Raw genomic sequence first — 16,857 nt, 5'->3', positions numbered from 1 at the left:
GCCGCAGATGAAGTCACCGTCGGGGCGCCGCCGCAAAGCCCGGGCACCGCGCCGCACCGCAGCCCTGCGCCCGGGCTTCCTGGCCTCGGCGGCGCTGCTCGCCGCGGCGTCGCTCACGGCCGGCTACCTGATGCTGGGCGGCACCGGCAACACCGCGCCGACCGCGTCCTCGGGGGACCAGCGGAAGACGGCGGGGCCCGCCGGCGACGAGGAGCCGGAGTGGGACGGCAGGACCAAGGTCATCGGGGACGGCTCCACCTCGTACACCGGCCCACAGAAGGGCCGCCTGAAGCCGGTGCCGCTCAAGCCGGGCCAGAAGCCGCCCCAGTTCGTCGTCTTCTCCTGGGACGGCGCGCTCCAGGGCGACGACGGCCTGTTCTCGCACTTCCTGGACGTGGCCAAGCAGCACGACGCCCACATGACGTTCTTCCTCACCGGGATCTACCTCCTCCCCGAGAGCAAGAAGGCGCTCTACGACCCGCCCCAGCACGACCGGGGCGCCGCGGCGATCAGCTACCCCACCGACGAGCACATCCGCACCACGCTGGAGCAGCTCGGCCGGGCCTGGAAGGAGGGGAACGAGATCGGCACCCACTTCAACGGCCACTTCTGCGGCGAGAAGGGCGGCGGCGACTGGAGCGTCGCGGAGTGGAAGAGCGAGATCGACCAGTTCAACTCCTTCGTCAAGAACTGGAAGACCAACACCGGCTACACCGACCTGCCCCCGCTGCCCTTCGACGTCGACAGGGAGGTCGTCGGCGGACGCGCCCCCTGCCTGGAGGGCCAGGCGAACCTGATGAAGGCCAGCAAGGACTACGGCTACCGCTACGACGCCAGCTCCGCGGGCGACTTCCAGATCTGGCCGGTCAAGAAGGACGGCATCTGGGACTTCCCGCTGCAGATGCTCCCGTACGAGGGCGGCAAGTACCAGGGCCTGTCCATGGACTTCAACTTCCTCTACAACCAGTCGGACGGCGAGACGGAGGGCGACCCGGCGATGTACCCGCAGTGGGAGCAAGAGACCCTCGCCACCTACATGAACGGCTTCAACCGCGTTTATTACGGCAGCCGGGCCCCGCTGTTCATCGGCAACCACTTCGAGACCTGGAACGGCGGCATCTACATGCGGGCCGTGGAGCGGATGATCGAGAACGTGTGCACCAAGAAGGACGTCAAGTGCGTGTCCTTCAAGGAGCTGGCGGACTGGATGGACGTACAGAAGCCGGAGACGCTGAACCGGCTGCGCACCCTCGACCCGGCGCAGTCCCCGGACTGGTCCACGGTCGTGCAGTGACGTTCCCGGGCCGTTTGTCCAACTGACGCACCCCTCTTCACAAGAGCCGCACACCGCGTGCAAAGATGCCGCTCCCCGGCACATCCCCCCGCCGGGGCAAGAGGGGAAACATCAGTGAAGTCACGAAAGATAAGCCGCACGCGGCGCCGGGCCACCGTATTCGGGGCGGCAGCCGCTTCCGTCGTCGCCGGAGCGGCGCTGCTGCCCAACTGGAACGCGGGCGCCGCGATCACCGACGATCCCACGGTGGACGCCAGGACCAGGGCGACCTTCCAGCGACTGGCGGACGCCGTCTTCACCGACCGTACCGAGGCACTGGTCGAGGGCGGCCGGAGCGAGCCGGGGAAGCTGCTGACCGACGACTTCTCGGGAGACGTCCGGCTGTCGTCCGGCACCGCCCGCAAGGAGGACGCCGCCCTCACGGCGCTCGACCGGCGCCGGGACCGACTCGCCCAGCTGGGCGAGGAGTACAGCAAGGGCAGCACGACCGTTACGCTGAACGCGACGAACGTCAAGGGCCGCAAGGCCAAGGTCGCGGTCACCGAGACGACGACGCTCACCTACGCCAAGGTGCGCGGCGGCGAGCCGAACACCACGGGGTTCCAGGCCCACCACGAACTGACGTTCACGGCGGACCGGCACGGAAACTGGCAGCTCACCGGAATCCGCCAGTCCGACGAGGACCAGCTCGCCGTCAACCAGACCACGGCCCCGCCCGCCACCGGCTCCAGGACCACGCGGTCCGGCACCACGATGCCGGCCGCGCCCAAGGCGTCGACCACGTACCCCGGCCCGGCGAACCCGAAGAACTTCACCGCCAGCGGCCTGGACTACAAGGCGATGGCCACGTACGCCAAGCAGTACTGGTCCAACTACAACCCGGCCTACCCGAACTTCAACGGCCAGGGCGCTGGCGGCGACTGCACCAACTTCGTCAGCCAGGCCCTCAAGGCGGGCGGCTGGAAGCACGTCCCCGGCTACGTCTACGACTACACCCGGTGGTTCGGCAACGCCGACATCCAGTCGCACTCCTTCGTCGGCGTCAACGAGTGGTCCTGGTTCGCCCAGAACTCCAAGCGCACGACGAGCCTCGCCAACGTCTACCAGATGGACGTCGGCGACGTGCTCCAGATCGACTTCGACAAGAACGGCTCGAAGGACCACACGATGATCGTCACGTCCCGCAGCCGGGGCGTCCCGTACCTGACGTACCACTCCACGAACACGTACAGCAGGTCGGTGTCGAGCATCATCGCGTCGTACCCGACGGCGGCGTACTACGCGTACCGGACCTGATCCGGGGATCGGACCACGCGGTCGGCGCCTGCCCTGCTCTGGCCGGGGTGGGCGCCGACGTGCGAGCGGGGCGCCACGGTGGTCGCCGACCTGGTTCCACCCCTCTCGCGAGCCCGGCGTCGTCCTACGGCCGCCGCACCCTCATGACGGCAGTCGCGTAGACAAATGATTCCCGTCATCCCGACATCCCGACATCCCGTCACCCGGAAGATTTCCGGCGCCCTCAGATGTTGACGGTCGAGAAATTGACGAGGTTGGCCGGTTTGCTGCGATGAGGAAGTGGGCGGGCCACAGTTTCCCCCCGTCAACCGCTGACGAGGGATCCCATTCCGGCCACACACCCGTCTTTTCCTTGCGGATCTGCTGGTCAGCGGGGCGAGCATCTCGCTAACGTCCTTGACCCTTCGGGACCGACGGGACGGGGTGGGGCACGATGGCGGATCGGCTGGCGGTCGACGGCGACGAACTCGGGCGTTTCATGAAGATGCTCAACCAGTCGAGCAGGTCGCTGAAGGGCGTCCGCAAGGCGCTGTCCGACGCGACGGTGACCGGGCTGGGTACGGACGACCTCGACGGCGCGTGCGAGGACTTCCAGGAGGACTGGAAGTACGGCTCGGAGGAGATCGGCAAGCAGACGGAGGACTTGGCGGAGATCATCGGCAAGAGCCGGGACAGCTACCGTGAAGTCGACCTGGCGCTGGAACGGGCGTTGCGGGAGGCCAAGTCCGGCAAAGGCGGGGGCGGCAGGTGAGCCTCTCGCCGGGTGACGAGCCGCTGCCGCATCCGGATTCGCCGGCGTATCGGGACGGCCCGCTGCCGCAGGGTCTCAAGTCCTACCCGAAGATGCCCAATCCCGATTACCCGCACCTGGGTTTCAACCCGGTGCCGGGCAGCACGGAGACCGTGCGCGCGCTGCGCAAGAAGCTGAGCGGCTGCGCGGAGGTCCTCCAGGACACCCATGACCTGGTGACCAGGCTTCTGGACGGCAGCTACTGGAAGGGCGACGCGGCGGTCGCCTTCCGGGAGCAACTGGAGGACGGCCCGATGCCGTCGAACCTGAAGAACGCGGCGCAGTCCCTCCGCAAGGCCGCCAAGCAACTCGGCCGCTGGGAGGGCGAGCTGGACGACTTCCAGGGACGGGCGCGGCAATTGGAGCGGTCGGCGAAGGACGCGCAGGACGTCGTGGACAGCGCGAAGGGCAGAGCGGCCAAGGCCGGCGCCGACCCGGACCTGGACAAGAAGGGCGACGATCGCGACACCGCGCGGAAGGCCCTGGACCGCGCGAACGCGGCCGTGGAAGAGGCCGAGGCGGAGCTGGAGAGGATCCGGACGAGGGCACGGCGGCTCGCGGAGGAGCATGAGAGCAAGGCCAAGCACCGCGCGGCCAAGATCCGCGACGCGACGGAGAAACTGGCGCCACAGGAGCCGGGGTGGTTCGACGAGGCGCTGGACTGGCTGGGGGAGAACCTTCCGGACATTCTGAGTTTCGTGGCGGGTGTGATCGGATTGGTGGCGATCATCTTCGCGGGGCCGTTGGGGATCGCGATGGTGGCAGCGCTGATGCTGACGGCGTCGGCGTTGAGCTTTACGGCTTTGACGTTGCGCCTGAGCGACGCCGAGACGTGGGAATCGTTGAAAGATGGAATCATGAAGGGTGAATTTGACGCCGATTTCTGGAGCAACGCGGTATCTGTGGGGGCTGACCTAGTAGGTACCCTCCCTGGTGTCGGAGCAGTTTCCAAGGGGGCGGCGACAGGTATCCAGGCTGTTTCCAGGAGCGGTCCTGCGCCGACTTTGGGGCAAAAGGTTTCCCTTTATGGAAGTGCGACCATGGATGAGGCCAAGGCCATCGCGGGGTTGGAAAACACGATCGTTATGCGCTCGGTACGCGGGCTGAGTAATCCGCAGGCAGCTGCAAAGACTGTATCGACCGCGTCGGCTTCCGTCGGTGTTGCCACTGCTGGTTTCGGAATCGTCAATAAGTTGGCGGATGCCGATGAAAACAAGTACAAGGACGGCACCGTTGCGGGAATTGATGGCGCGCGCCTCGCCATCGACAGTGGAAGCCTGTGGAGCCTTATTCAGTACGTGCGATGAACACCGCTACGGGAAAGGCAAGTCATTGAACCCCAGTGAACATGCGACCGCCTGGGATCACCCGCCCACTCGCTGGGCATGGGTCGGACATATGGCCCTGAACCTCATCGGACTTATTGGTTGGTTGGCCATGCTCCTGGGGTTGTTTTATGTGCTACTTGGGTACCTCTCGCCGGGGTTTTCTGTACTCTTCGCTCCCTTGATTGTTTACTCCTTCTATCGCGTGGTCATTCAGTTGCGCTATTTCCCGGCGTCGTTGAATGTACTCCAAGTGCTCCAGTTCTATCCCTGGCAGGTTCTTCATGGCGCCCCGCGAAGCCTCGACCAGCATCCGGGTGCGGAGGCCGACGGCATGTGGATCGAGTTTCCTTATCCGGAGGGGAATGGTGAGAAGGGAATCCCGCTCGTCTTCGTCAAGCACTACCGCTCCCTCTGGTGGCTGAAGCGCATCGGCGGGCCGCGCACGAAACCGGAGCTGAAGGCACAACTGGACACCCTGTGGTTCGCGGGCGACCCCCGCTTTCTCGGTGTCGTCGCCGTGCCGTCCAAGAACGGGGACTCACCCAGGCGACTGCACTTCCTCTACCAGCCCTCGGCCTGTGCCCCAGCCGCCGCTCGTAGGCACTGGGAAAACGCCACGTTCGCCGACCTGGAACGCGCCCGCCGCGCCGGAGCCCGCTTCGTCGAGCCCACTCCCAGCCCTCGCTGATGCCCTACGCCACCCCGAGCGGGGAGCCCATGCCCACCACCCCGGCCTTCGTCATCGACAACTCCGTCCACGACCCGGAAGCCGAACTCTGGTTCGCCGAACCCGCCGGCTTCACCCCCCTGCCACTCTCCGAACTGCTTCCCGCCCCCGATTCGGACGGCGCTGAGCAGTTACGAGTCGCCGCGGCACCGTTCCTGGAAGCCGCACCCGATGACCTGGCTCGGCAACAGTTCATCGCACGGTTCGCGGCAGGCCAGCAGATACTGGGCGCCTTGCGTGAAGTGGGCACCGTGCACGTCTCCGTAGGCCTGCACCGAGACGATGTCGACGCGGCGGCGGGCGAGAGCGGCAGACGTCAGCCGTTGCTCTCCTTCTTCACGATCTCCTGGCGTGACACGGCAGTCGCCCCGCGCGGGGTCACGGCCGCCCGTGCGGTGACCGGAGCGCAGGGACACGCGCACACCCAGTACCTGGAACTTCCCTGTGGCCCGGCCACCTTCAGCGAGACGTTGCGAACGCCGCGACCCGGCTCAGGCCTTCCGCATGAACCACTGCTCCAGCTCCACGCCCACCTCCCGCACCCGGACTGCAAGCGCCTGGCCGTTCTCACCTTGAGCACGACAGCAGTCGCCCGGCGCGAGGAGTACCGCGCGATCCGCCGCCTGATCGCGGAAACAGTCAGCTTCGAGGATCCACTGAAGGCTGAAGACCTGTCCTGAAGCAGGCAGCAGGTCGCTCCGTCCCAGTCTCGAAGTGTTCCGACCTTCAGGACCGCTCACCCATCGAACGCACCCCGCGCGAGTGGCACCGCAGCGTCCTCGAGATCCCCCTGACCGAGGAGGGTCGCGCCGTCCTCGCCGACGCCGACGAACGGGCTGTGCGCACGAAACGAGGGCTGGCCGGTAGTTCACGAACGAGGAGCGGGCACGGAGTGGTCAACGTCGCTGTCGCGAACGGCAATTCAGTCTGGTGTGCCGCTTGCCACCCCGGCTACGGTAGCGCTGTTCCCAGAACCGACAGTGTGCCCAGGAGCCCCTTGTGACCCGCCGCCCTCGCCTACTCACCACAACAGCCGCAGCAGGGGTGGCCGCCCTGCTTCTGACAGCGTGCGGCGGTGACGACAGCGACACGAAGGCGAACGACAAGATTGCGGGCGCGGAGACGAGCGCCCAGGCTACTTCGTCGCCGACTACGTCACCCTCTGCCACTGACGGCCGTCCGAAGATCGAGCTCCCGTCCGATCTCGAGCTGATCTTTGAGGACGCGGAAACGGGAGACCCGGTTCAGGACGCCGTTCTTGCGGATAATGCGGAGCGCATGCGGGCGGTAGACGCAGCGATTACCGGAACAGACCCCAAGGGCGAGGCGCTCGGGTTCTACAACACGGGCAAGGCGCTGGAAGCTGCTGTCTCCTGGGTCAACGCGTTCGAGAAGGCCGGCGCGACGATCACAGGCGAGGTCCGTTACTACGACCGCAAGGTGACGTTGAAGAACGACACGTCAGCGACCCTCACGTTCTGCGCCGACGAGAGCAAGGGCTTCAGCAAGGACAAGAAGACCGGAAAAATCGCCAAGACGCCGGTTACCAAGAACAGTTACGTCCAGTACAACACCAGATTGGACAAGAACCCGGACGGTGTGTGGCAGACATCGCAGATCATTTCTACGAGGGGCGCCGAACGGTGCCAGCCATGAGCAGGACGCTGCTGTGCGCCCTTGCAGCCATCCTCTCCTTGGTGGCCTCAGCCGGGACGGCGCGCGCCGACATCGTGCCCGGGGGATCAGGCACAGGCTCTGAGAGTCAGGTGGGCGGTGGACAGGACGGTGACACGATCTCCGCCACCGCCGGCGGCGTCGTCTTCGACCGTTCCAAGAACGGCAGCGGCGCCTCCGTCGGACCCGTCACCGCCGCTTCCGCGTGGACCCCTCCCGCCTGCTGGTACGCGCCCAAGTACACCCCCGCGCAACTCGAAGCCACGCTGAAGCCGATCTGGGCGGCCGAGTCCACCGGCGCCGAGTGGGAGGCGACGCAGCGGGCGCGTTATGTGGACGGGGAACCGTACAAGGACTTCAACAAGGACAAGACCGGCGAGGGCTACTTCTGGGACTCATACGTCAACGAATCCTTCCCGCCCGGTTGGGACAGTTGCGACGAGGACATCTTCTGGGTGGACACGGGTGAAGCCCCGCCTCCCGAGATCGAGAACGCCATCACCCCCGAGATCCTCGCCCAGCTCGCGTACGCCGAGATCCGCGTCCCCAGTACCGAAGTGACCCTGGCCCCCGAAGGCGCCACCAAGGTCAACCTGCCCACCTGGGCCTGGCTCGACGGCGCCGAGTTCAAGCCCGTCTCCGTCACCGCCTCCGTCCCGGTGCTCGGCATCCAGGCCACCACCACCGCCGAGCCCGTCGCCCTCAAGATCGAGCCCGGCACCGGCGACGCCGAGACCTACCCGGCGTCCGGGGTGTGCGAGATCCGGAACGGTCGTATCGGGGAGCCGTACGCCCGGGGCAAGGCGGATCGCACGCCGCCCTGTGGAGTGCGGTACCTGCGTTCCTCCGGTGACGGTTCCTATCCGCTCCGGGCCACCGTGACCTGGGAGATCTCCTGGACCGGTACCGGTGTCAACGATCCCCGGGACCTTCCGAACGGGGAGTTCGGCGCGGAGCAGGACGTGGTCGTGCAGGAGATCCAGGCGATCAACCGTTGATTGAGGTTCAGGTGCGGGGCCTGTTCCGGGACGCGGCGCCGGCTGCGTAGGCGAGGAATGGGCCCCAGGCGGAGGGCGCGACGGCCGAGTGCCCAGCGTCGGGGTTCCTCGAGTCGAGGATGCGTACGACGGTCCCGGTCCTGGCTGTGTCGACGCAGTTGATGCCGTCGCCGCTGTAGGTGGACTTCTGCCGGTGGCTGCATGGTCCAAAAGTGCGGGGCTGTGGATCACCAAGGCCACCGATCGCAGGTCGAGTCCGAGAGCGACCGTCCGGCCTCCGCGCCTGCCGACGCCTGCGGTGGGCGGGCTGCGGCTCGTGCGGGAGTGTGCCGACTCCTAGGGCGCCTGGCCCGGCGAAGGCGCCGGGCTGCCCGGGCAGCGCGCCGGGAAGCTGCTGTGGTTCGAGGTGGGGCGGCCTGCGCGCGCGTGGCCGTAAGTCGACGCTCCCCCGAGCGGTCGTTGCTGTGTCAAACTTTTCCATTGCAGACGGTGGCGTGACGCAAGCTACGGGGGAGCGGCGTGAGCGGCATGAACGACGAGAAGCACGTGCGGGCCGTGTTACGGAAGACGGCGACGGGCGGTTCCGTCGAGGTCGCCAGGACCATGGCCTGCGTCACAAGGCGGGGTGTCCCCGGACCCGTACCCGCTCCCGCCCCCGTCCCGTCCCGCCGGTTCCACCAGTACCGACCCCACCACCCACACCCCCACACCACCCCCTACCTGGGCCCCCCACAACCCTGCCCCCCGAAGCTCTCTGCCCCGGACCTCTCACCCCCCACCCCCAAACGGTGAGACCAAAGTTCCTTTCCGGTCACCCAGAGCCACAGGCAGGAAACGCGCCCTGCCTACCTTCGGGATCAGACAGTCACCCCGTACGAGCCGTACGTAGCCCGGAGCACCGTGGAGGCGTCATGACAGCCCGCAGTACAGCCCCCGCAACCCCGAGCAGGGGCGGCCGATGGATCCAGGAATGGGATCCCGAGGACGAGACCTTCTGGCGGGAGAAGGGCGAGAGAATCGCCAAGCGGAACCTGTACTTCTCCGTTCTGTCGGAGCACATCGGGTTCTCCATCTGGACGCTGTGGTCCGTGATGGTGCTGTTCATGGGGCCGGAGTACGGCCTCAGCCCCGCCGACAAGTTCACCATCGTGTCGATGGCGACCCTGGTCGGCGCCGTCGTCCGCATCCCCTACACCTTCGCCGTGGCGATCTTCGGCGGCCGGAACTGGACGATCGTCTCCGCGTCCCTCCTCCTCATCCCGTCGATCGCGGCCTTCTCGGTGATGGAGCCGGGGACGTCGTTCTCGACCTTCCTGATCTGCGCGATGCTCGCCGGCATCGGCGGCGGCAACTTCGCCTCCTCCATGACCAACATCAACGCCTTCTTCCCGCTCCGTAAGAAGGGGTGGGCCCTCGGTCTGAACGCCGGCGGCGGGAACATCGGCGTGCCGGTCGTGCAGCTGATCGGGCTGGCGGTCATCGGGGCCGGCGGCGGGCCGCGGCTGCTGCTCGGGATCTACATCCCCTTCATCTTCGTCGCCGCCGTCCTCGCCGCCCTCTACATGGACAACATCGCGTCCGTGAAGAACGACACCGGCGCCGCCAAGGAGGCCGTCCGGGACCGCAACACCTGGATCATGGCCTTCCTCTACATCGGGACGTTCGGCTCGTTCATCGGCTACAGCTTCGCCTTCGGCCTGGTGCTCCAGACGCAGTTCGGCCGCACGCCGCTCCAGGCCGCCTACGTCACCTTCATCGGCCCGCTGCTCGGCTCGCTCATCCGTCCGCTCGGCGGTGCGCTCGCCGACAAGTACGGCGGCGCGAAGATCACGCTGGGGAACTACGTGGCCATGGCCGCCGCCACCACCGTCGTGATCGTCGCCTCGATGCAGGAGTCGCTCCCGCTGTTCACGGTCGCCTTCATCGCGCTGTTCGTGCTCAGCGGCCTCGGCAACGGGTCGACGTTCAAGATGATCCCCGGGATCTTCCAGAACAAGGCGATCGCCATGGGGCTGACCGGCGAGGCCGCGGCGGCGTACGGGCGGCGGCTGTCCGGCGCGTCGATGGGACTCATCGGCGCGGTCGGCGCGGTCGGCGGGCTCGGGATCAACCTCGCGTTCCGCCAGTCCTTCCTCAGCGTGGGCTCCGGCACCGGCGCCTTCGTCGCCTTCCTCGCCTTCTACGGCGTGTGCTTCGCGGTCACCTGGGCCGTATACCTTCGCCGCCCGATGGGCCGCCCCGGGGCCGCGAAGATCACCGATGAGGAGAAGTCGCAGCTCAGCTACGCCGAGGTGTGACGTAACACCGGCGACATGAAGCGGAACCGAGCCTGTCACGAGCCGTTGACAGGCTCGGTCGGCATGCAGGTGCACTGACACCGACTCGAGTGCGGGACGAGAGTTAGTTATGTACGACGAACAGCAGCAGCGCACGGGGGCGACCCAGTCGCCCCCGGACCAGCCGGCGCACGAGCGACCGGATCGACCGGAGCGAGCGGACCGACCGGAGCGGGCCGAGCGGGCGGAGGCAGAGGGCGGTCGGGCGGACGAGCACGGGCCGCTCGCCGGATTCACCGTGGGCGTCACCGCCGCGCGCCGTGCCGACGAACTCGGGGCCCTGCTCCGGCGACGCGGCGCCGCCGTACTGCACGCGCCCGCCCTGCGGATCGTGCAGCTCTCCGACGACAGCGAGCTGCTCGACGCCACCAAGGGGCTCATCGACCAGGCGCCGGACGTCGTGGTGGCCACCACCGCCATCGGCTTCCGGGGCTGGATCGAGGCCGCCGAGGGGTGGGGGCTCGGCACGGCCCTCGTCGACCGGCTGCGCGAGGTCGAGCTGCTCGCGCGCGGGCCCAAGGTCAAGGGCGCGGTGCGGGCGGCGGGGCTGACCGAGCACTGGTCGCCGTCGTCGGAGTCCATGGCGGAGCTGCTCGACCGGCTGCTCGAAGAGGGCGTCGACGGGCGCCGTATCGCGGTGCAGCTGCACGGCGAGCCGCTGCCCGGGTTCGTGGAATCGCTGCGGGAGGCCGGGGCCGAGGTCATCGGCGTGCCGGTCTACCGGTGGATGCCGCCGGAGGACCTCTCGCCCGTGGACCGGCTGCTCGACGCCGCCGTCTCGCGCGGGGTGGACGCCGTCACCTTCACCAGCGCCCCCGCGGCCGTGTCCCTGCTGTCCCGGGCGGACGAGCGCGGGCTGCTGCCGGAGGTGCTCGCCGCCTTCAGCCACGACGTGCTGCCGGTCTGCGTCGGCCCGGTGACCGCGCTGCCGCTGCAGGCGCGCGGCATCGACACCGTGCAGCCGGAACGCTTCCGGCTTGGTCCCCTCGTCCAGCTGCTCTGCCAGGAACTGCCCGCGCGGGCCAGGGCGTTGCCGATCGCCGGGCACCAGGTGGAGATCCGCGGGCACGCGGTGCTGGTGGACGGGGAGCTCAAGCCCGTGCCGCCGGCCGGGATGTCGCTGTTGCGGGCGTTGTCCCGGCGGCCCGGCTGGGTGGTCTCCCGGTCCGACCTGCTGCGTGCGCTGCCGGGCGCGGGCAAGGACGAGCACGCCGTCGAGACGGCCATGGCCCGGCTGCGTACGGCGCTGGGCGCGCCGAAGCTGATCCAGACGGTCGTCAAGCGCGGTTACCGGCTGGCGCTGGACCCGGCGGCGGACAGCAAGTACGCCGACGCGTGAGGCTCCGCCCCGGGGGTTACGGCCGGGGCGGCGCCGGTGCACTGTGGGAGGAGGCGGCGGAACTCTCCGGCACCTTCCGGCACCCTCCGACCCTGGGCGGTGACAGGCGCATGGCACCGAGTACGGCCACGGCCTCGTCCTCCTCGTACGCGCTGCGGTTCGACGCCGGACGCGTCTGCCTCGACCTGCCGGCGACCACCCGTCCCACCGAACGGCTCGACTCCGTACCGGTGTTGCGCGCGTGGATCAGCGGGGCCGGTCTCGTACCGCCGGGCACGCCGCTCGCCCACGTCGACGCCTCCTGGCTGCCGCCCTTCCGCGAACTGCGGGACGCGATCGCGCTGTTGACGCGCGGCGCCCTGCCCACGGGCCCCAGCCCATCCCCATCCCCACCCCCATCTCCGTCACCCTCCTCGTCCCCGGCGCCACCCCCACCCCCACCCCCGCCTGCGTCCCCGTCTCCCGCCGACGACCTCGCTCTCGCCCGCGTCAACGCCGCGGCCCACGCCGCGCCCCCCGCCCCACGCGCCGTCCGCGCCGACAACGGCACACTGGTCCGGGAGTTGGACCGGCTCCCCGACCGCGCGGCCCTGCTGTCCCTCGTGGCCCGCGACGCCGTGGACCTGCTCACCGACCCCGCCGCCCGCGCCTGCCTGCGCCGGTGCGCCGGCGACGACTGCCCCATCGTCTACCTCGACACCTCCCGCGGTCACCGCCGGCGCTGGTGCTCCGGCGACATCTGCGGCAACCGCGAACGGGTGGCCCGGCACCGACGGCGCACGGGGGCGGGGGCGCGTCCCGAGCCACGCCGCTGAAGTCGGCGGGCGCCGCGTCAGGTCGTCGGCCTTTCGGGCCGTCAGGCGTCGGGCACCGGGCCGTTCCGCGCCGGGCCGTCGGGCCGATACGCATCGAACCTCCATCGAAATTCCCGCCCCTTTGAACACACCGCCCCCTCGCATCCGTACCCGTCCTCGAGCGACCGACTGGGGGAACCCCCGGACACCGGAGGTGGGCGTGCGCAAGGATGCGGCCGTGGCCAGGGAACGCGGAGCGAGGGCCCGACATCGCATGACCCAGCCCGCGTCGGAGCCCGACGAGGAGCTGATGCGCGCGCTGTACCGCGAGCACGCCGGACCCTTGCTCGCCTATGTGCTGCGGCTGGTCGCCGGAGACCGCCAGCGCGCCGAGGACGTCGTGCAGGAGACGCTCATCCGTGCCTGGAAGAACGCCGGTCGGCTCAACCGAGCGACCGGTTCGGTACGCCCCTGGCTGGTGACGGTCGCCCGGCGCATCGTCATCGACGGCCACCGCAGCCGGCAGGCCCGGCCGCAGGAGGTCGACCCGTCGCCGCTGGAGGTCATCCCCGCGGAGGACGAGATCGACAAGGCGCTGTGGCTGATGACGCTGTCGGACGCGCTCGACGACCTGACCCCGGCCCACCGGGAGGTGCTCGTCGAGACGTACTTCAAGGGGCGTACCGTCAATGAGGCGGCGGAAACGCTCGGCATACCCAGCGGCACCGTCCGCTCGCGGGTGTTCTACGCCCTGCGTTCCATGAAGCTGGCACTGGAGGAGCGGGGGGTGACGGCGTGATGAGCGGTTACGGGGGATTCGGAGCGGAGGGTCCGGGTACGTCTGGCCCCATGCAGCCCATGCAGCCCATGCAGGGTCAGGGATCAACGGGCCCGAACGAACACGAGACCGTCGGCGCCTACGCCCTCGGGATTCTCGACGACGCCGAGGCGACCGCTTTCGAGGCCCATCTCGCCGGCTGCGAATGGTGCGCCCAGCAGCTCGACGAGCTGGCCGGGATGGAGCCGATGCTGGCGGCGCTCGCCGACCTGCCGGGCGCCGGGACGCCCGCGATCGGGGAGTCGCTGTCCGCGCGTCCGAGCCCGCGGCTGGCGGAGGCGCTGGTCGACGAGGTCGCCGAGCGCCGGGCGGAGAAGCGGCGGCGCGGGATGTACATGGTGGCGGCCGCCGCCGCGCTGATCGTCGGCGGCCCGTTGGTGTCGGTCGCGGCGACCGGGGGCGGCGACGACTCCGGCGGTGGCAACGTCCCGCTGCGGGCGTCCAGTCCGGCCGAGATCGCCTTCGAGGCCATGCCCGACCGGGTCACCGCCACCGACCCGGGCACGGCGGTCAGCGCGACCGTCGCCCTGGAGAAGAAGGCGTGGGGCACCAGCGCGGTGCTGGAGCTGAAGAACGTCAAGGGTCCCGAGAAGTGCGCCCTGATCGCCGTCGGCAAGAACGGCGAGCGGGAGACGGTCAGTTCCTGGTCCGTCCCGGACTGGGGGTACGGCATCCCGAACGCCACGACCGAGCAGGCCAAGAACCCGCTCTACGTCCAGGGCGGCGCCGCCCTCACCCCCAACGAGATCGACCACTTCGAGGTCATGACCTTCGACGGACGCCGACTCGTGGAGGTCGACGCGTAGCCTGAACCGGTCCCCTTCGCGTACGGTGGACGGCTGCCCAGCACGTCAGAAGGGGGCCCGGTGGCCGCTCAGGCTCAACAGGAAACCGCGCTCGATCCCGCCCGGGACTCCGTCCGCGACCGAGAGATCGGCGTCGAGCAGGAGCACCTGGACCGGGTGTACCGGCGCCTCGAGGAAAAGATCCACGAGGCGGAGTTCCTCATGCACGACGCGGCCCAGCGCGGCCAGGTCGGCACTCCCGGAGCGCTCGCCGAGCGGGACGCCCAGGTCTTCCGGGCGGGGGTGCATCTCAACCGGCTGAACAACGAGTTCGAGGACTTCCTCTTCGGCCGGATCGACCTGCTGCCCGGCAAGGACGGCAAGAAGGGCCCCGACGGCGCGTACACGGCGGTGGAGCCCGCCGAGGGCGCCATCCGCGCCGACAGCACGGCCGACATCGCCGAGACCCTGCACATCGGCCGCATCGGCGTCCTCGACCAGGACTACGCCCCGCTGGTCATCGACTGGCGGGCGCCCGCCGCCGCGCCGTTCTACCGCTCGACGCCGGTCGACCCGGGCCGGGTCGTACGGCGCCGGGTCATCCGCTCCAAGGGGCGGCGCGTCCTCGGCGTCGAGGACGATCTGATGCGTCCCGAGCTGACGGCGTTCCTCGACGGCCACGAGCTGGCGGTGATCGGCGACGGCGCGCTGATGGCCGCCCTCGGACAGGCCCGCAGCCACACCATGCGGGACATCGTCGCCTCCATCCAGGCGGAGCAGGACCTGGTCATCCGGGCCCCCGCCGCCTCCGTGACGTACGTCGAGGGCGGGCCCGGCACCGGCAAGACAGCCGTCGCCCTGCACCGGGCGGCGTACCTCCTCTACCAGGACCGGCGCCGGTACGCGGGCGGCATCCTGATCGTCTCGCCGACCCCGCTGCTGGTGGCGTACACCGAGGGCGTGCTGCCCTCCCTCGGCGAGGAGGGGCAGGTCGCGATCCGCGCGATCGGCTCGCTCGTCGACGGGGCGGAGGCCACGCTGTACGACTCCCCGGCCGTGGCCCGCGCCAAGGGCTCGTACCGCATGCTCAAGGTGCTGCGGAAGGCCGCCCGCGGCGCGCTGGAGTTGAACGATTCGCCGCAGCGGCTGAGAGTCGTCGCCTTCGGCCGCCGGCTGGAGCTGGAGGCCGGGGAGCTGGAGCACATCCGCCGCATCGCCCTCGGCGGCACCGCGCCCGTCAACCTGCTGCGCCCGCGCGCCCGCAAGCTGCTGCTGGACGCCCTGTGGGAGAAGTCGGGCGGCGCCACCCGCCACACCGACCCGGAGCTGGCCGCAGAACTGCGCTCCTCCTTCGATGAGGACGTGGTCTCCGAGGACCCGTTCATCGAGTTCCTGGACGCATGGTGGCCGGAACTGACCCCGCAGGCCGTGCTGCGCGCGATGGCCGACGAGCGCCGGCTCGGCCGCTGGGCCCGGCGGATCCTGAACCCGGGGGAGGTGCGCAAGGTCGCCCGTTCCCTGAAGCGGGACGGCCACTCGGTGCACGACATCGCCATGCTGGACGAGCTGCAGGCCGTCCTCGGCGCCCCGGCCCGCCCGCGCCGCCGGCGCGAGCTGGACCCGCTCGACCAGCTCACCGGCCTGGAGGAGCTGATGCCGGTGCGCGAGGAGTCGCAGCGCGAGCGCGCCGAGCGGCTGGCGCAGGAGCGGGTCGAGTACGCCCACGTCATCGTCGACGAGGCCCAGGACCTCACGCCGATGCAGTGGCGGATGATCGGCCGCCGCGGCCGGCACGCCACCTGGACGATCGTCGGCGACCCGGCGCAGTCGTCCTGGTCCGACCCGGACGAGGCGGCCGAGGCCCGCGACGAGGCCCTCGGCAGCCGCCCGCGCCGCCGCTTCCGGCTCACGGTGAACTACCGCAACCCCGCGGAGATCGCCGAGCTGGCCGCGAAGGTGCTGGCGCTGGCCATGCCCGGCTCCGAGTCGCCGTCGGCGGTCCGCTCCACCGGGGTCGAGCCGCGCTTCAGCGTCGTACGGGACTCCCTCCCGCAGACCGTCCGGGAGGAGGCCGCGCGGCTGCTGGACCGGGTCGACGGCACGGTCGGCGTCGTCGTCGCCATGAACCGGCGCGAGGAGGCCGCCCGCTGGCTCGCCGGACTCGGCGACCGGGTGGTGGCGCTGGGCAGCCTGGAGGCGAAGGGCCTGGAGTACGACGCGACGGTGGTCGTCTCCCCGGCCGAGATCGCCGACGAGTCGCCCGCCGGGCTGCGCGTGCTGTACGTGGCGCTGACCAGGGCGACCCAGCAGCTGACCATCGTCTCCGCGGAGCGGGACGAGCCGGACGCGGCGGGGGTGCCGGACCTGCTGCGGGACTGATCCGAAATAGTCGCGCCGCAGGGAATGGTCTCGCCGGATCCGTTTGTTAGCCTGGATGTGACACCGGCCCGATCCAAGCCCCCGGGCCCAACCTTCGTCGCTACGAGCGACCACTTGCCGCGAGGCGAGCATGGCGGGTCGGTGTCACCAAACGTGTGCGAGGCCCGCGTCACCTTCGGGTGACGCGGGCCTCTTCCGTGTGCCTCCGCTGTGAACACAACGTCCGTAACCCGGGGCGGCTACCGCCTACCCGGCGGTAGGTGCGACGATCGGACGGCA

General features: G+C 69.6%; 15 protein-coding genes. 14 read left to right on the top strand and 1 reads right to left on the bottom strand.

What is annotated here, in order from left to right; all coding sequences use genetic code 11:
* Positions 1 to 7 precede the first annotated feature (7 nt).
* The 8 genes from ACZ6KF_RS03805 (at position 8) to ACZ6KF_RS03770 (ending at position 8,107) form a co-directional block, all read left to right on the top strand.
* Positions 8 to 1,294 carry a polysaccharide deacetylase family protein gene (locus ACZ6KF_RS03805; protein WP_356627185.1) on the top strand — a complete coding sequence of 429 codons (1,287 nt, stop codon included), beginning with the start codon at positions 8 to 10 and terminating at the stop codon, positions 1,292 to 1,294.
* Positions 1,295 to 1,408: 114 nt separating this feature from the next.
* Positions 1,409 to 2,590: an amidase domain-containing protein gene (locus ACZ6KF_RS03800; protein WP_469237146.1), complete on the top strand. Its 1,182-nt coding sequence runs from the start codon at positions 1,409 to 1,411 to the stop codon at positions 2,588 to 2,590.
* A gap of 433 nt (positions 2,591 to 3,023) precedes the next feature.
* Complete coding sequence (locus ACZ6KF_RS03795; RefSeq protein WP_356627187.1) at positions 3,024 to 3,341, top strand: hypothetical protein; 318 nt, start codon at positions 3,024 to 3,026, stop codon at positions 3,339 to 3,341.
* Positions 3,338 to 4,687, top strand: coding sequence for a WXG100 family type VII secretion target (locus ACZ6KF_RS03790; protein WP_469237143.1), 1,350 nt, complete (start codon positions 3,338 to 3,340; stop codon positions 4,685 to 4,687). Before ACZ6KF_RS03795 ends, ACZ6KF_RS03790 begins: the two co-directional genes overlap by 4 nt.
* A gap of 91 nt (positions 4,688 to 4,778) precedes the next feature.
* The gene (locus tag ACZ6KF_RS03785) at positions 4,779 to 5,396 is read left to right on the top strand and encodes a hypothetical protein (protein ID WP_469237141.1); all 618 of its coding nucleotides are present in this window, start codon (positions 4,779 to 4,781) and stop codon (positions 5,394 to 5,396) included.
* A gap of 29 nt (positions 5,397 to 5,425) precedes the next feature.
* On the top strand, positions 5,426 to 6,115 hold the full coding sequence (locus ACZ6KF_RS03780) for a hypothetical protein (RefSeq protein ID WP_469237140.1): 690 nt from the start codon (positions 5,426 to 5,428) through the stop codon (positions 6,113 to 6,115).
* 319 nt (positions 6,116 to 6,434) lie between these two features.
* A complete protein-coding gene (locus ACZ6KF_RS03775) occupies positions 6,435 to 7,091 on the top strand; it encodes a hypothetical protein (RefSeq protein WP_356627191.1) in 657 nt (218 codons plus the stop codon).
* The gene (locus ACZ6KF_RS03770) at positions 7,088 to 8,107 is read left to right on the top strand and encodes a hypothetical protein (protein ID WP_469237138.1); all 1,020 of its coding nucleotides are present in this window, start codon (positions 7,088 to 7,090) and stop codon (positions 8,105 to 8,107) included. The genes ACZ6KF_RS03775 and ACZ6KF_RS03770 overlap by 4 nt, the downstream gene beginning before the upstream one ends.
* A 7-nt stretch (positions 8,108 to 8,114) precedes the next feature.
* On the opposite strand, the gene ACZ6KF_RS03765 is transcribed toward ACZ6KF_RS03770, so the two are convergent.
* A complete protein-coding gene (locus ACZ6KF_RS03765; RefSeq protein WP_469237135.1) occupies positions 8,115 to 8,588 on the bottom strand; it encodes a DUF397 domain-containing protein in 474 nt (157 codons plus the stop codon).
* A gap of 430 nt (positions 8,589 to 9,018) precedes the next feature.
* Here ACZ6KF_RS03765 and ACZ6KF_RS03760 point away from each other — a divergent pair, with 430 nt between their 5' ends.
* From ACZ6KF_RS03760 to ACZ6KF_RS03735, 6 genes are all read left to right on the top strand, one after another.
* Positions 9,019 to 10,404 carry an MFS transporter gene (locus ACZ6KF_RS03760; protein WP_469237134.1) on the top strand — a complete coding sequence of 462 codons (1,386 nt, stop codon included), beginning with the start codon at positions 9,019 to 9,021 and terminating at the stop codon, positions 10,402 to 10,404.
* Between the two features lie 109 nt (positions 10,405 to 10,513).
* Positions 10,514 to 11,782, top strand: a complete 1,269-nt coding sequence (locus ACZ6KF_RS03755; RefSeq protein ID WP_356627195.1) for a uroporphyrinogen-III synthase — start codon at positions 10,514 to 10,516, stop codon at positions 11,780 to 11,782.
* Positions 11,783 to 11,892: 110 nt separating this feature from the next.
* Complete coding sequence (locus tag ACZ6KF_RS03750) at positions 11,893 to 12,597, top strand: ABATE domain-containing protein (protein ID WP_469237133.1); 705 nt, start codon at positions 11,893 to 11,895, stop codon at positions 12,595 to 12,597.
* Between the two features lie 193 nt (positions 12,598 to 12,790).
* Positions 12,791 to 13,375 (top strand): sigma-70 family RNA polymerase sigma factor, encoded by a 585-nt coding sequence (locus ACZ6KF_RS03745; RefSeq protein WP_356627197.1) that lies wholly within the window; start codon positions 12,791 to 12,793, stop codon positions 13,373 to 13,375.
* A gap of 50 nt (positions 13,376 to 13,425) precedes the next feature.
* A complete protein-coding gene (locus ACZ6KF_RS03740) occupies positions 13,426 to 14,220 on the top strand; it encodes an anti-sigma factor family protein (protein ID WP_356627198.1) in 795 nt (264 codons plus the stop codon).
* Positions 14,221 to 14,280: 60 nt separating this feature from the next.
* The gene (locus tag ACZ6KF_RS03735; RefSeq protein WP_469237131.1) at positions 14,281 to 16,578 is read left to right on the top strand and encodes a HelD family protein; all 2,298 of its coding nucleotides are present in this window, start codon (positions 14,281 to 14,283) and stop codon (positions 16,576 to 16,578) included.
* Positions 16,579 to 16,857: the final 279 nt, after the last annotated feature.

Source organism: Streptomyces sp. NPDC046379, assembly GCF_055587785.1.
This window is presented reverse-complemented; position numbering and strand designations above follow the sequence as displayed.

Excerpts from the sequence above, each read along its gene's own strand:
- ACZ6KF_RS03760 (WP_469237134.1), top strand. The coding sequence starts at position 9,019 with ATGACAGCCCGCAGTACAGCCCCCGCAACCCCGAGCAGGGGCGGCCGA.
- ACZ6KF_RS03755 (WP_356627195.1), top strand. The coding sequence starts at position 10,514 with ATGTACGACGAACAGCAGCAGCGCACGGGGGCGACCCAGTCGCCCCCG.
- ACZ6KF_RS03770 (WP_469237138.1), top strand. The coding sequence starts at position 7,088 with ATGAGCAGGACGCTGCTGTGCGCCCTTGCAGCCATCCTCTCCTTGGTG.
- ACZ6KF_RS03765 (WP_469237135.1), bottom strand. The coding sequence starts at position 8,588 with ATGGAAAAGTTTGACACAGCAACGACCGCTCGGGGGAGCGTCGACTTA.
- ACZ6KF_RS03750 (WP_469237133.1), top strand. The coding sequence starts at position 11,893 with ATGGCACCGAGTACGGCCACGGCCTCGTCCTCCTCGTACGCGCTGCGG.
- ACZ6KF_RS03795 (WP_356627187.1), top strand. The coding sequence starts at position 3,024 with ATGGCGGATCGGCTGGCGGTCGACGGCGACGAACTCGGGCGTTTCATG.
- ACZ6KF_RS03780 (WP_469237140.1), top strand. The coding sequence starts at position 5,426 with ATGCCCACCACCCCGGCCTTCGTCATCGACAACTCCGTCCACGACCCG.
- ACZ6KF_RS03740 (WP_356627198.1), top strand. The coding sequence starts at position 13,426 with ATGCAGCCCATGCAGCCCATGCAGGGTCAGGGATCAACGGGCCCGAAC.
- ACZ6KF_RS03785 (WP_469237141.1), top strand. The coding sequence starts at position 4,779 with ATGGCCCTGAACCTCATCGGACTTATTGGTTGGTTGGCCATGCTCCTG.
- ACZ6KF_RS03805 (WP_356627185.1), top strand. The coding sequence starts at position 8 with ATGAAGTCACCGTCGGGGCGCCGCCGCAAAGCCCGGGCACCGCGCCGC.